General features: G+C 32.3%; 11 protein-coding genes and 1 pseudogene. 2 read left to right on the top strand and 10 right to left on the bottom strand.

The features are described 5' to 3' along the window. The coding region (locus BM077_RS09385) for a UPF0236 family transposase-like protein (protein ID WP_177188337.1) at window positions 1-708 on the bottom strand (708 nt) is incomplete at its 3' end. A gap of 218 nt (window positions 709-926) precedes the next feature. On the opposite strand from BM077_RS09385, the gene BM077_RS13750 reads away from it, so the two are divergent. Further along, on the top strand, window positions 927-1,067 hold the full coding sequence (locus tag BM077_RS13750; RefSeq protein WP_176941682.1) for a hypothetical protein: 141 nt from the start codon (window positions 927-929) through the stop codon (window positions 1,065-1,067). A 134-nt stretch (window positions 1,068-1,201) separates the two neighbouring features. On the opposite strand, the pseudogene BM077_RS14215 reads toward BM077_RS13750, so the two are convergent. From BM077_RS14215 to BM077_RS09355, 6 genes and pseudogenes are all read right to left on the bottom strand, one after another. Next, window positions 1,202-1,483: pseudogene (locus BM077_RS14215) on the bottom strand (arsenic resistance protein); the annotation flags it as partial. A gap of 61 nt (window positions 1,484-1,544) precedes the next feature. Further along, entirely contained in the window at window positions 1,545-2,567 is a 1,023-nt protein-coding gene (locus BM077_RS09375) for a peptidoglycan DD-metalloendopeptidase family protein (protein ID WP_089749584.1), read from the bottom strand. 143 nt (window positions 2,568-2,710) lie between these two features. Continuing rightward, window positions 2,711-5,125, bottom strand: a complete 2,415-nt coding sequence (locus BM077_RS09370; protein ID WP_089749586.1) for a heavy metal translocating P-type ATPase — start codon at window positions 5,123-5,125, stop codon at window positions 2,711-2,713. Window positions 5,126-5,710: 585 nt separating this feature from the next. Beyond that, window positions 5,711-6,082 (bottom strand): ArsR/SmtB family transcription factor, encoded by a 372-nt coding sequence (locus tag BM077_RS09365; RefSeq protein WP_089749588.1) that lies wholly within the window; start codon window positions 6,080-6,082, stop codon window positions 5,711-5,713. A gap of 195 nt (window positions 6,083-6,277) precedes the next feature. Beyond that, entirely contained in the window at window positions 6,278-7,477 is a 1,200-nt protein-coding gene (locus BM077_RS09360; RefSeq protein ID WP_089749589.1) for a multiheme c-type cytochrome, read from the bottom strand. A gap of 411 nt (window positions 7,478-7,888) precedes the next feature. After that, entirely contained in the window at window positions 7,889-9,061 is a 1,173-nt protein-coding gene (locus BM077_RS09355; protein WP_089749591.1) for a sensor histidine kinase, read from the bottom strand. Between the two features lie 185 nt (window positions 9,062-9,246). Between BM077_RS09355 and glgP the strand changes: the two genes are divergently transcribed. Then, the gene (gene glgP / locus BM077_RS09350; protein ID WP_255361608.1) at window positions 9,247-10,959 is read left to right on the top strand and encodes an alpha-glucan family phosphorylase; all 1,713 of its coding nucleotides are present in this window, start codon (window positions 9,247-9,249) and stop codon (window positions 10,957-10,959) included. Window positions 10,960-11,198: 239 nt separating this feature from the next. Here the strand turns inward: glgP and BM077_RS09345 are convergent, their stop codons facing one another. The 3 genes from BM077_RS09345 to BM077_RS09335 all read right to left on the bottom strand — a co-directional run bounded on the left by BM077_RS09345 (window position 11,199) and on the right by BM077_RS09335 (window position 15,775). After that, a complete protein-coding gene (locus BM077_RS09345; protein ID WP_089749593.1) occupies window positions 11,199-12,689 on the bottom strand; it encodes a sensor histidine kinase in 1,491 nt (496 codons plus the stop codon). Between the two features lie 253 nt (window positions 12,690-12,942). Next, the gene (thrC, locus tag BM077_RS09340; protein WP_089749595.1) at window positions 12,943-14,442 is read right to left on the bottom strand and encodes a threonine synthase; all 1,500 of its coding nucleotides are present in this window, start codon (window positions 14,440-14,442) and stop codon (window positions 12,943-12,945) included. Between the two features lie 79 nt (window positions 14,443-14,521). After that, window positions 14,522-15,775 carry a glucose-1-phosphate adenylyltransferase gene (locus BM077_RS09335; RefSeq protein WP_089749596.1) on the bottom strand — a complete coding sequence of 418 codons (1,254 nt, stop codon included), beginning with the start codon at window positions 15,773-15,775 and terminating at the stop codon, window positions 14,522-14,524. Between the last annotated feature and the right edge of the window lie 13 nt (window positions 15,776-15,788).

The following is a 15,788-nucleotide window of genomic DNA, read 5'->3' as shown; positions in this document are numbered from 1 at the left end:
CCAAAGTTCTTCGGATTCTTTGTAAACACCTGAAAAATAGTACTTATTCTTTAATTTATTTCTATCTCCCAACTCTTCTATACCTTCGTGAACATATACTAACTTAGGTACAGATTTATTTCCGTTTTGTAAGGAAACATGATCTTCATCTGCTTCTATATATAGACACTTTACTTCTCTCTTTTCTTCTACTTCATTTAAAATATCATTTTCTATTCTTTTCAGCTTTCTTATCTTATTCATTACTGTTTGATCGCTTATTTTCAAGTTATCAACTGCTTCTTTTCCGCTTTTAGCATATGAAGTTTTAGCTGCTAAATCTACTAGTTTAGCTTCTAAGGAAGAGTCCATCCTTTGATGAGGGCTTATCCCTAACTTATCATCTACAAGATGACTATAACCTTTATCTCCTTTAGATTTATAATATGTCCTTTCGTATTTAACTTCACCAAACTTAGTCATTAATGTTTTGGGATTATCATTTTGTTCAACTACCCATTCTTTTTTCCGTTTTGAACTCTCTTTTATTACTTCATCTGCTGTTTCTATGACCCATTTGCAAAGCTTAATGCCTAACTTATCAAGTTCCTCCTTTAGAATTTCTACCAACTCTGAAATATCCTTATCAGATCTTAATATAATTTCTTTTAAAAATTCTTCTAATTTACCACTGACATTTTCACTAAAATCCTGTATAATAGTATCCATAAGAGACTCCCCTTTCTTGATTTGTATTTGTTGTAGTTAACAATATTTTATCAAAAAGGGAGTCTCTTTTCTATTTTTATTTTAAAATTGTCCTATAGTAATTTTACACTATGTAAAAACTAATACTAACCCATTCATCACATAATGGGATTAATTACCTCTATATTATTTAATAGATTGGACAATAATATTTATGACTTTGAAAGGAGGAATAAAAATTGTTTAAAATGTTAGAAACATTAGAAAAGAAACAGGGCATGGACGCTAAACTCTTAGCCAATGACCCACTCTTGTTCTATTCTAAGATTATTGCAATGACTGCTGGTGCATTCGCACTTGGAAGAATGATAAAAAAGTAACTCCTATCAAAGTCAGAACCAGGAGATAATATTATCTCCTGGTTTATTTAACATTTTCAAAGGAGGATTTAACTTGGACGGAATAATATCTTTACTCCCTTCATTAATAGCCATTATAATTGCTGTTATAACTAAAGAAGTATTACCCGCTTTAGTAGTTGGTTTATAGGAAATGCAGTTACTGCAATAGCTAAAGCAACAGGAGAATTTCTTGCTAATGTTGTGAGATTCAAAGAAATTATATTCTTATCTTTAAATCTTAATAGCCTTCCTATTATTTGTCCTAAAATAAAATTAATTATAAAGAATAAGATTACTGGCAAAAGTAATTCTAATAAAACTTCTGGATTATTTATTAATTTCTTCCCTTGCGAAGCAAACATAGCTACTATAGCCAAACTAAGAAATAAAATTTGATTAAATTCAATCTTGGAGTAAAATACTATCTTTAAGAAAAATTGCTCCTAATAACCTAACTCATCTAAAATAATTCAAAGGATTAACCGGACGTCCATTAACCTGAACCTCAAAATGAAGATTAGGTCCCGTAGTCCTTCCGGTGTTCCCAGACTTGGCTATTTTCTCTCCTCTGCTAACCCATTCACCGCTATTAACTAAAAGTTTGGAGTTATGACCATATAAGGTTCTAATACCTTTCTGATGTTCGATAATAATTGTTTTACCATAGCCTCTAACCCATCCCCTATATACAACTCTTCCTCTACCTGCAGCCATCACATTAGTTCCTCTCTGAGCAGCAAAATCTAATCCTTCATGCATTCTTCCCCATCTTCTACCAAAATAGGATGATATCCTTGACTCTATAGGTTTAATAAATAAGTTTTCTAATCTGTCCTTATAACCAAAGTCAGGTTTAGCCCCAGTCAAGATTAAGAGTTGTCCTGGTTGAATATTATTAGGGTTTTTAATATTATTATCTTTTATTATCGTAGCTAATTTGAGACCAAACTTTTCAGCTATACTAGACAAATTTTCTCCCGGCCCAATTCTATAGAGAATCCCTTTTACCGGCAGAATTTTTAAAGTATCGCCTGGTCTTATACGATTCATATTATTAATATCATTAGCTCCAATCAATGTGTCAATATCTATATTATGATCTCTTGCTATATTCCAAAGTGTCTCTCCTTTTTCTACCTTATGTTCTTCAATTTTATCTATCAATGTTAATTCTTTAAATTTTCTTTTCCTTCTTTTCATTTTATTCAGATCTAGATTTCCTAAGTCATCTTGTTTAAATAATAAACCTTCGTCTTTGGTTGTGATTTTATCTACAGCATTAGATTTAACAGAAATTACTGATGGCTCTCTTTCTTCTCCTTTTTTATCTACTTCACTATTCTTACTAATAGTTGAGATTTTAGTAATAGAGTTCATTGCAATAGTGGTATTTTTCTTTTCTAGTTTGTCCAACCCAACTTTACCATAAATAAATATAAAAAAAGTTATTAATAAAATTAATGCAATAGTTTTTTTCATTGTGCAACCTCCAAATTAATATATGAAAAATCATTCACAAATATCATTATACAATCTATGATATTATTCCGTCAAGTTTTTTCATAAAATCAAAGTCAGAACCAGGAGATGATTTTTAATCTCCTGGTTTATTTAACCTCTGTTTATTCTCCTTTAAATCTCGTAATCCTCATCGCATTTAAGACAGCTAATAAAGCTACACCTACATCTGCAAAGACTGCTTCCCACATTGTAGCCGCACCAAATGCACCTAGCATAAGCACAATTCCTTTTACACCTAAAGCTAATATGATATTCTGCCAAATAACCTTACGAGTGAATTTAGCTATATTAATCGCATCAATTAAATTGGAAGGTTTATCTTTCATTAATACCACATCGGCTGCCTCAATAGCCGCATCAGACCCTAATCCACCCATAGCTACACCGATATCTGATCTAGCCAAGACCGGTGCATCATTGATCCCGTCGCCTACAAAGATTAAGTTCTGGTCCTCATTCGGTCCTTTCAGCATCTCTTCTACTTTTTCTACCTTTTGGTCAGGTAAAAGTTCAGCGTAATAATCATCTAAACCTAACTCATTAGCTACACTTTGTGCTACCTGCTCATTATCCCCAGTTAGCATCACAACCTTATCGACACCAAGCTTCTTTAAGCCAGTAATTGCTTTCTTAGCATCCTCTTTAATCTTATCAGAGATAAGAATATAACCCACATACTCATTATCACAAGCAATATAAATGATAGTCCCCGATGAATCGATTCCATCATCATAATTGATTTCTTCTCGTTCCATTAATTTATGATTACCAGCCAAAATCTCTTTACCGTCTACAGTTACCTTCAACCCATGTCCTGCAATTTCTTGGTAATCATCAATTCTATCTGGTTTAATATTCTCTCCTTGATATGCTTCTAAGATTGACTGCGCAATTGGGTGGTTAGAATTAGTCTCTGCTTGCGCAGCTAATTCTAATAGATCTTCCTTTGACCAATCTCCTTCAGGTACTATCTCTGCAACATCAAATACACCCTCGGTTAAAGTTCCCGTTTTATCCATAACAACCGTCTTTACTTTATTTAAAGCCTCTAAATAGTTGCCTCCTTTAATCAAAACTCCTTGTTTAGAAGCCGAACCAATTCCTCCAAAGAATCCAAGAGGAATAGAAACTACCAAGGCACAAGGGCAAGAAACAACTAAAAAGACTAATGCTCTATAAATCCAGTCACTAAAAGCAGCTCCCGGAATGACTAATGGCGGTATAATAGCCAATGCCAAAGCACCGAATACTACTCCTGGTGTATAATAACGAGCAAACTTAGTAATGAATTTCTCTGTTGGTGCTTTTTCACTAGCTGCATTCTGTACTAGCTCTAAAATCTTATTGACAGTGGATTCACCAAACTCTTTATTAACCTTAACTGTTAAAAGTCCATCTTGGTTAATCATCCCACTTAAGATCTCTTCACCTGGCTTTACCTTCCTTGGTACTGATTCACCAGTTAAAGCCGCAGTATCTACCATCGATTCACCTTCAACTACCTCTCCATCTAATGGTACCTTCTCACCAGGCTTGACTACAATTAGATCCCCAATCTGAACCTGATTAGGATCTACCTCCTTTACTTCATCACCATCTTTTAAGTTAGCATAATCCGGTCTAATATCTAATAAAGATTTAATAGAACGTCGCGATCGATTAACAGCCAGATCCTGAAACAGCTCTCCTACTTCATAAAAGAGCATAACTGCTACACCTTCCGGAAATTCTTGAATAGCAAAGGCTCCAATAGTAGCAATTGACATCAAAAAGTTCTCATCAAATATTTGGCCTTTAGAAATATTCCTTGCCGATTTGGATAACACTTTCCCACCAATTATCAAATAGGCAACACCATATAAAGCTAGTTCTCCAACAAAACTTAATTTTAATAATAAAGCAGCTGCAAAGAAGACAACGCCTATCCCAATTCTAATTCCTTCAGACTTTAATTCATTATTATCTGCTTGTGAATCACTATCACTGTGACTTTGACTATCACTATGACCATGTTCGTGATCATGACCACAACAACTTTCATTATCTTCTTTAACTATCACATCAGGCTCTAAATCATGGACAATCTCGCGAACTGTAGTTACTACTTCTGCTAACACTTTAGCATCATTTACTTCAATGCTTAACTCCTGTAAAGTAAAGTTTAGGTCAGCCTTAGCTACTTCTTCTAGTTCATTAACCCTATTCTCTATCTTTTGAGCACAATTTGCACAATCTAAACCCTCTAAGGTCAGTTTCTTATTTTGTTTAACAGCCCTTTGCTTAGTACGCTTTACTTCAACCCCCGGTTCAATGTCATCAGCAATCTTAGCAATCTTTTCTATAACTTCATCTTGGTCAATCCTCATCTTTACTTCCAATGTCTTCATCATAAAGTTCATCTTACTCTCTTCTACCTCTGGTAACTCACCAACTTTAGCCTCAATCTTACTAGCACAACTAGGACAATTCAAACCTTCTAGCAATAATTTTTCTTTAGCTAAACTTTCTGTTTCCATCATAAACCCTCCTTCATCTTTTAACCATTATCGATTAATAGTTTAACCACAAAAAGGTCATCTTTCGCGATAGAATAAATTTTTCGAACCATCTAAGGTTCATATCCGGCAAAAATTCCGCGTTAATTATGCTTGAAATCTAATTATGAAATTCGCTTATTTATAATTTGTTTTTATCTAAGCATTAATTGTGTTTAATCATGTTTTGAAGTTTTTGAATTGTTAATTGATTTTAATTATCTCACCTAGCCTGCGATAGACTCTGCTTTTAATTCGAAAACTCTTTTCTGGGCTTCACTGTCTCGCCCAGCCTAAAAATCAAGGCTGGTCGCAAGCCTATGATAGACTCTGCTTCTAATTCGGAAGCTCTTTTCTGGGCTTCACTGTCAACTATTAATAACGTCCATAAGTTATTCCTCGCCACATAAATACCTTAAATCCTCCTTCCTTAAATCCTCCTTCGAACTATAAACCCCTGTTAATATGAACATATATTCAGATATATGCTAAAAATATATGAACGTTTGTTCATATTAATATTATATTCAAAACTTGTCATAATGTCAACAGTATATTTAATTAATCTTAATTATCTTCCATCACATGCTCTAATCCTTGATTAAAAAGCTGTAGAATATGATGGTCATCTAAAGAATAGTAGACTACTCTGCCTTCTTTGCGATACTTAACTAAATTAAGATCACGTAACTTTCTTAACTGGTGTGAAATAGCTGATTGTGTCATATCTAGTAATTCAGAAATATCACAGACACATAACTCTTTATTAGCTAAAATATTAATAATCTTAATCCGAGTTGGGTCTCCTAAAACTTTAAAGGTAGCTGCTAACTTTTGGATGATATCCTCAGATAATTCCTTATTCTTTAATTCTTTAATATTTTTAAAATTTGGACAGTATTCTTGACAGGTTAATATATCCTTATCTCCATCTTCCATTATCTTCACTCCCTACCCACTTATTAAATTAATTTATAAAGCAACTATTTAATATTGTACTTCTATTCCGTGAACTAAATTCCTTTAAATAGCCTTTAATATTCTTTGTAATTTTTATCAAACTTATCATATGTTCCCGATAACAACAAAAAAGAGAAGAGACATTTAACTGCCTCTTCTCTCATATATTAGTAATTAATGCTCAGCATTTTCATATGCTTCTTTTAATAATCTATCCATAATCTGTACATCTTCTGCTAATTCATAGAAACCGTGCCAGTGTACATAATCTGGTCCACCCATAGCAGCTCCCATCCTAGCTCTACGACCTTCGTGATGCCAGAATTCGAAGAACTTCCAGTCTAATTCATCATTAAATCCACCTGGAGTTAGTACTCCATCTTTCTTAGCTTGTTCATACTTTTTCTTATATGGTTTATAGAACTTATTATTGTAAGTATTTACAACTTGATCTAATCTATCAAAATGATTGTCTGTCCACTGCTGAGAGTGACATTCCGTACAGACAGATTTCATCTTAGATCTCTTCTTCTTCCACTGCTTAGTCTTAACACTAAGTGGTCTTTCTAATTCCCAAGATAGACGAGCACTTACATTGTGAGTCAGTTTAGCATCACCAATCTCAGACATATGACAAGTAGCACACGTAGGAGCTCGGAAGTCTTCAGTATTCCATTCACCAGCTGGATCATCCCAGTTCCATTCGTCACCTTCCATAGCATAGATAGCACCGTGCTTAGACTCTTCATAAATTTCTTTCTGTGGATGATCAGGTCCTAAGTGACACTGTCCACAAGCCTCTGGCTTTCTTGCTTCTGCTACAGAAAACTTATGACTAGTATGACAGGCTGAACAAGAACCTTTACTTCCGTCTGGATTTACTCTTCCAATACCATTGTTTGGCCAAGTAGATGGATCTAATTTACCATTTTCTAATACCTTGACTTTACTACCATGACAAGTTCGACAACCACTAATTTTAGAAGCTTCTCCTATGTATTTATATAAACCACTCTTCTTTGTAAAATCATATCCTTTAGCATGTAAACTATTATTATGCTGCTCTACAGCGTCAGAGTGACAACTTCCACAATCCTTTGGTGAAACTATCGTTGCAATTGTATAGCCATTATGTTTAAATGCATCCTTATCACTTGGCTTAGCCTCATGACACTCATAACAAGAAACACCTACTTCAGAATGCTTACTATCTTTCCAATCATGAATAACATTCTTAGTCGCTCCTAGACTCTTATGGCAACTAATACAAGTTTGACTAGCTTCACTAATATTTGCTGCCATACTTATAGCAGTAACAGCAAATACCATTAACATGGCCAACATTGTAATAAGTATTAATTTCTTCTTGGACATTGATAAGTCCCCTCCTCATATTTTGATAATTCTCCTCATTTTGTCTCCTCTTTCTTACATTAATAAAAGCCTTAGACCTTTTAGTAATTGGGATCGAAAATAAAGTCTTTAGCTATAATATAAAGGTGTTTAAGCCCTATTATCCGCCTCCTTTCTATGAGATTGTGTCTTATTTAACATAACAAGAAAAAATTTAAGTGCAAGTTAAAATATATGTATTTAGAATAACTTTTTAACTTCTACCTAATTATAACATTGAATAAAATATGACAAAATGACATTTATCACATTAGTCTAATTTTGTTCATAGATTATTAATAATTTACAATAAAAAAAGCCCATACTTTATAAGTATGAACTTTTTAAATTGCTATAGATATATTCTTTTCTCTAATTTGAATCTATATATTTTCAAATTGAAATATAATCATTTAAAAATTTTTTGCTAGTCTGCGGTAACTTAACAATAAAGTTAGTACCTACTTTATCATTACTCAAGACCTTTATTGATCCCTTATACTTTTCTATTAATCTTCTAGTAATATAAAGTCCAAATCCTCTTTCATTAATATTTTTTTGCTTAGTACTAAAACCTAAATTGAATATTTTTGATTGTAATTCAGTTGGAATAATAGAATAATTATTATGCACAACTATCTTAACTTCATCTTGAAGAGAAGAACTACTAAGTCGAATACATGGCTGTTCAGAATAATCTCGGTCATTTAGTTCATCAAATGCATTATCAATCAAATTACTAATAATTCTAACCATCTTATGCTCTGGAATATCTACATCACATAATGGAACCTCTAAATCAATATCTAATTTAATTCCTAATTCTCTAGCCTCAGTTACCTTAGAAACTAATAAGCTATAAATAATTGGGTCTTCATCTAAATCTTCTAAATCTATTAAATTACAATTTAATGTCGCATTAACTTCTTGTAAATATTCTAAAATTCGATCATATTTCTTCAGCTTTACCAAACCAAATAAAACTTGTAATTGATTTTTAAAATCATGCCGTTGTGATCTTAATTGAGTAATCATCTCTTCTTTGCCCCTACGTAATAAATAACTATTTTCTGCTAACTCCCCTAAATACTTAGCAGCAATAAATCCAAGTAAAATTAACCCTAATAATGCACTAGAACTAAATTCAAATAATATTTGATAGATAATAACTGAAATTCCGCTTAAAGTAGCAGCTACATAGGCTAAGTCTTTACCATATTTCAAAGCCATTCTAAGAATATATAAACCATAACCTATAAAAAATGGATTATCGATAGTACCTTCTAAATAAACAAAGATGTTAATCAAAACTATATCAGCTATTACTTCTAAGAATGCTAATCTTCGATAATCTGTCCTTACTAACTCCGAATCTTTCATTTTAAAAAGAAGCCATAAGGTACAAAGACTGATTAATATCCCACTTCCTAATAAAATTATATCTTGATAATTATATATAGAATGATTAAAAAATGTAATAATAAACAAAACAGGAATTGCAAAAACTTTAATATCATCTATTTTTCTAATTATGGTTTCATTACATTGATCCAAGATTGAAAACAAAGATATTCACCTTCTATTATTATAATCTTATTTTAGCTATCGTATCTATAATTAGCGATACAACATCATATCCCCTTCTTTTTCGACAAATCATATAGAAAAAATAAAATATTACCATAGAACAGAATAAATTATCTTTGATAAGGTAAAATAATAATACAATCTAAGAGCAAAGGGGGATTAACTTGCAAAGCAGACCACATATCGCTTATTTCTGTATGGAATATGGAATAGATGAAGAACTACCTATTTACTCAGGAGGATTAGGCGTTTTAGCCGGAGATCATCTTAAGGCAATACATGATTTAGATTTGCCATTAATCGGTATCGGTATTTTGTGGAAACAAGATTACACTCATCAATATATTGGTGATGATGGAAGGCCATATGATACCTATCCGAACTTTGAATATGATTTCTTAAAAGACACTGGAATTACTGTTGATGTTAACGTTAGAGGTGAGAAAGTAACTTGTAAAGTCAAATTAGTAGATCAATATGGTAACGCTCCACTCTATCTTTTAGATACTAATTTCCCAGGCAGTGAACATGGATGGATAACTAGTAAACTTTATGGAGGCGGTACTGAAGAACGTATCGCTCAAGAAATAGTTTTAGGAATTGGTGGTTTACGAGCTTTAAGAAAGTTAGGAATTAAAGTTGACCGCTATCACTTCAATGAAGGACATGCTGTATTAGCAGGTATCGAGTTAATTAGAGAAAAGATGCAAAATGAAAGTTTATCATTTAAAGAAGCTAAGAAAGCTACCAAAAAAGAGATAGTCTTTACTACTCATACCCCTGTTCGTGCAGGTAATGAAGCCCATGACCATAAATTGCTACAAGACATGGGAGCCTATAATAGCTTAAATTATGAACAGATGAAAGAAATCGGTAATGATCCTTTTAATATGACGATAGCCGGTTTAAGATTATCTCAAATTGCTAATGGTGTTTCTCAGTTGCATACTGAAACTACTAAAGAAATGTGGAAGGATGTATCAAACACCTCTCCTATTATTGGCATTACTAATGGAGTCCATGTTAAAACCTGGCAAGATCAAAGAATGAAAGATGCTTATGAGTCAAATCAAGACTTATGGCAACCCCATCAAAAATTGAAACAAGAACTAATAAATTTTGTTAAAGAAAAAAATGGAGCGGAGATGGATCCTAACTCTCTAATCATTGGATTTGCTAGAAGAGCTGCTCCTTATAAAAGAAGTGAACTTATCTTCCGTAATGCCGAAGCTATTGACCCACTATTAAGGGAAGGAAAAGTTCAACTTATCTTCTCCGGTAAAGCGCATCCTAATGACCAAACCGGTAAAGATATAGTTCAAAATTTAGTAAAAATGGACCAAAAATATAAAAATAGTGTAGTCTTTTTAGAGAATTATGATATGGAGATAGCCCGTAAAATGATTAAAGGATCTGATGTCTGGCTTAATAATCCAAGAAGACCATTAGAAGCCAGTGGAACCTCCGGTATGAAAGCAGCTATGAATGGTGTGCTAAACTTAAGTGTAGTTGATGGGTGGTTAGCAGAAGGACCAGAACATGGAGTTAATGGTTGGTTAATTGATGAAGTACTTGGTGAAGAGTATAATCATCTAAGTGAAGATAAATATGATTTAAAAGCACTTTATACGGTAATTTATGACGAAGTAATTCCTACCTTCTATGAAAATAGACCTAAATGGAAAGAAATGATGAAAGCAAGTATTGATATGTCTCATTGGGAATTCTCAGCCCAAAGGATGGTCAAAGAATATTACAAACGAATGTATAGCTATGGTTACCAACGTCAAGAAAAAAGTAAGATGCAAAAACCAGGCATAGAACGAGTAACCGAAGCTATTGAAGTAGTTTCACCTCCACCACATAAGAGAATTTAGAAATAATATTGAGTAGGAGCCAAAAATATGGCCAAACCACAGGATGTGGTGAGCTAATCTCAGGACAGGACGTCCTATAGATTAGGAAGCCTTATTTTTGACGGATACGAACCTTAGATGTTTCGAAAAATGTATTCTGCCGCGAAAGGTGACCTTTTTATGGTTATACCATATTATTATATTTAAATAATTAACCGCAAAGATAAGTAGATTATTACTATCTTTGCGGTTAAATTATATTAAAGATTATTTAATGTAGGTAAACTTAAATAAAAAGTAGGTCCCACCTCTTCTTTATTTTTAAACCACAATTTACCTTCATGTAAATTATGTGCAATATGATAAGCTACTGATAGACCTAAACCAGCTCCATTAATACCTTTTGTAGAAGTAAAAGGTGCAAAAATATTATCTTTAATATCATTTGAAATAGTAGGTCCCGTATTAGAAATACTTATCAAAGCATCATTATTAACTTTACAACACTTAACAATAATCTTGCGATCACCATCATAATCTTGTAATGCTTCAATAGCATTCTTACTTATATTAAATAATGCTCTTTCTAATAGTTCGTAATCTCCTTCTACTTTTAATATCTCCTCTGTAACTTCTATTTGAAAATCTATCTTATACTTAGAGCAATATTTAGTTAAAAATTCTTCTAAACTTTCCAATAAACCCTTTATTTTTACTTCTTTTAATACTAATTTATCCGGTTGAGAAAATTCTAATAACTGATTTAGTAAAGAATTTACCTCTGTGACCTTATCCTTGATTTTATTAAAATATAATTCAATTTCCTCGGAATTAACATTTTCTTTTTGAGCTAATAAACTCCCTAACTCTGCTGAAGATTTAGTCACTTGTAAAGGATTGCGTAATTCATGAATAATTCTAAAAGCCATCTCCCCAGTATTCTTAATTTCGTTGGCTTGATATGCTTGATTAACTATTCTTGTTTTCGAATTTAAGTCAATTAAAATATCAATACCACCAACAACTTCACCATCAATTACTAAAGGAAAGGCAATAACTTGCATATAAATCTTTTCTTTACCTGTATTTAAAATCCTCATACTTTCTAATAATCTGTTCTCTTCTATAGCCTCAGACAATAATGGATCATATTCAACCGGAAAAACATTAGTAAATTTTTTGCCAATTAACTCCTCACTAGAAACTTTAAACTTATTATAAGGGTCAGTTACATCAACATAACAACACTTATCATCCACTATCCAAACATCTGTTATTTTAGTATTTTCATTAAAATTCATTATCTTAGTTTCTTTAAAGTTAGAATTCATAATTACTTCAATTCCTAATACCAAAACTCCAATTTCACCAGTATCTAAATTAATAGGCAGATTACAATAAATAAGTTGATAATCATAATCTATAAATAAATTATTACGATAACCATAAGTCGGCTTCCCAGTTCGTAAAGTCTCCTTTAAAGAAAGCTTATCCCAGTCAATCCCTAAATTCAAATCAGAAAGCTTCTTGCCTAATAATCCTGCTCTTGTATCTTCTAAACATTCACAGAATCTATTATTAACGGCTACTAACCTGCTTTTATTATCTAATGCAAAAGCCACTCCAGGAAAATCATTAACTATCGTTTTAGTATCAAGATTTATCATTTCATCTTTTGTTCTGAAATTAACTTCATTATTATCTAAAGTTTCAATATTTAATGTTATCTCCTTAAACTTCCTTATATTCATAAAACCTCCTCCAAAAAATAATATTTTGTCAAAATAAATCGTTTATTAGCATCTTAGCCAATAATATACTTCATTTAATAATATTCAACAATTAGACCATTAAAACCTTTATATACTTTTGATAAAATAAGACCAGCTATTTTTAAGCTGGCCTGCAAAAAGAATATAAAATATTCATGTATAATTAATTGTTGATGTTCAAAATTCCGTGTTAATTATGCTTAAAATCTAATTATGAGATTTACCTGAACAATTACTCATCTATAATTTGTGAAATCATATCCCGAATATCTTCTACTCTACAATTACAATTATGTCTCACCGATAGCTCAGCTAAATTCTTTAACCCTGGATGAATAGTAATCCCTGTCTCTTCTTCTAATCTATCTAAAACTTTAAACTCATCTATCTTTTCAGAAATAGCACCATCATCAATAGCAGATAACACTGTAGAACTAAATTTATAAGGACTAGCTGTAGAATTAATTATTGTCTTAGTCTTATCATCACATTTACTTAAATAATCATGATAAGCTTTAACTCCTACGGCAGTATGAGGGTCTATTACATAATTATACTCTTGGTAAATTTCCTTAATCTTTTCTTCAGTCTCCTCTTCAGTAGCATACTGACCGACAAATATCTTTGCAATCTTTTCTTTAGTCTGATTATCAATTGTAAATTCATCATCTTCTCTTAACTGTTGATACCAATTATTAATCTTTTCCGAATCATGACCAGTTATCTCAAATAAGAACCTTTCTAAGTTAGAAGAAATTAAGATATCCATTGCCGGGCTAATCGTCTCCTTAAAGGAACGGTCTTTATCATAAACCCCTGTATCAAAGAAATCAGTTAAGATATTATTATCATTAGAAGCACAGATAAACTTATTAATGGGTAATCCCATCCTATAAGCATAATACCCGGCTAAAATATTACCAAAATTACCAGTTGGAACAGTAACATTAATCTTTTCGCCCGTTTCTATCTCATCTTTACTTAATAAATCTGCATAAGAAGCAAAATAATAGATAATCTGCGGCACTAATCTACCCCAATTAATAGAATTAGCTGATGAAAATTGATAACCTTTCTTTTCAATTAACTCATTAAAATCTTTATCTCCAAAAATCTCTTTAACACTACTCTGACAGTCATCAAAATTACCAGCTACAGCTACTACCGAAGTATTATCCCCTCCAGTAGTAACCATCTGATGTTCTTGTACTTTACTTACACCTTGTTGAGGATAAAACACAATGATACTAATCCCATCAACATCCTTGAACCCTTCTAAAGCAGCTTTCCCTGTGTCTCCAGAAGTAGCCACTAAAATTAAGACTTCTTCTTCTAATTCCTGCTTCTCAATTGCTTGCACTAATAAATAAGGCAACAACTGCAAAGCCAAATCTTTAAAAGCAGCCGTAGGCCCATGCCACAACTCCAAAAAATAACAATTATCATTTAATCTATGTAGCGGAGTAATCTCCTCTGAAGTAAATTTATCAGTATTATAAGCACTATTAATAGCCTCTTTTAATTCCTGGTTAGTATAATCATTTAAAAATACCGAAAGCACCTTCTTAGCAATCTCTTGATACTTCATCTCCTGCATCTCAATGATCTCTTCTTTACTAAATTGCGGAATCTCTTTTGGTACAAATAGCCCCCCAGTTGGTACCATACCTAATCTAATCGCTTCTGCTGCACTAACTGCATCATAATTTCCCCTAGTACTAATATATTCCATACTACTCAATCCTTTCTACTTATCTTAGAGCTAATTATAACAAATTTACGTAAGAATTTAAAGTACTATATTGAGATATTTAGTTACGTGGTCTAATTGTACTTCCACTTGGAATAAATTTATTATTAAAATCTCGTTCTTTAACTTCAGGGTAAATCCTGCAATTTCCACTAATTAAAGTATTAGCAGGGATTACAGCCCTCTTCCCTATTAAATTTAAACCACCATATATAACTTCTGGTTGCTCAAAATTTTTAGTTTGAATACTACATGAGCTTATTTTAGCTTTCTTCCCAATAACTACTTCCTTATCAATTATACTTTTACAGACCATTGCTCCTGTTTTAATTTGAGTGTCATTAAATATAATTGAATCTTTAATGAATGCTCCTTTTTCAACCCTCACTCCAGAAGAAATAACTGAATTCTCTACTTCTCCATTAATAACTGCTCCATTACATATTAAACTCTGCTTTACCTTGCTGCTTGATCCAAATCTAGCCGGTGATCTCGTTATACTATTAGTATGCCACGGCCAACTTTTATCATTTAAGTCTATCCCGGTCTTAGAATTAATTAAAGCTAAATTCGTTTCCCAAAATGACTTAACTGTACCTACATCTTGCCAATATCCATTAAATTCATATGCAAAAACCTTATTATTTTTAATCATCTGTGGTATGATATGATGTCCGAAATCTGAGTTTTCTTGCGTACAAAATTCTTTTAATTTATTGACCAAAACCTCTTTATTAAAGACATAGATTCCCATTGAAGCTAAATCACTAGGTGGCTCTTTGGGTTTCTCTTTAAAATCGATAATTCTCATATCCTTATTAACATCTAAAATACCAAATTGATGGGCCTCACTTTTTGGAACCTTCTTTACTGCTATTGTTAATTCTACTTCTTTAGCCTTATGAAAGTCTATCAACTTAGCATAATCCATCTTATAAATATGATCTCCAGATAGAATAATTACATATTCAGAGTCTATCTCTTCAATATAATTTAGATTTCGAAAAACAGCATGTGCTGTACCTTGATACCATCCACCCTTTCTACCCGTATAGGGATGCAAAATATTTACTCCACCAAACTGCCGGTCTAGATCCCAAGCCTTACCAATCCCAATATGTTCATTTAAGGACCTAGGTAAATACTGTGTTAGAACACCTACATTATAGATATGGGAATTAACACAGTTACTTAAAGCAAAATCAATAATTCTATACTTGCCACCAAAAGGTACACTCGGCTTAGCCCTATGTTTAGATAAAATATCTAGTCTACTACCTCTTCCTCCAGCCAAAATTAATGCTAAAGTCTTCATCCTATCACCCCAG

Source organism: Candidatus Frackibacter sp. WG13 (assembly GCF_900114655.1).
Classification (GTDB): Bacteria; Bacillota; Halanaerobiia; order Halobacteroidales; family Acetohalobiaceae; genus Frackibacter.
Note: the sequence above shows the minus strand (reverse complement) of the source record. Positions and strands in the feature narration are given on the sequence as shown.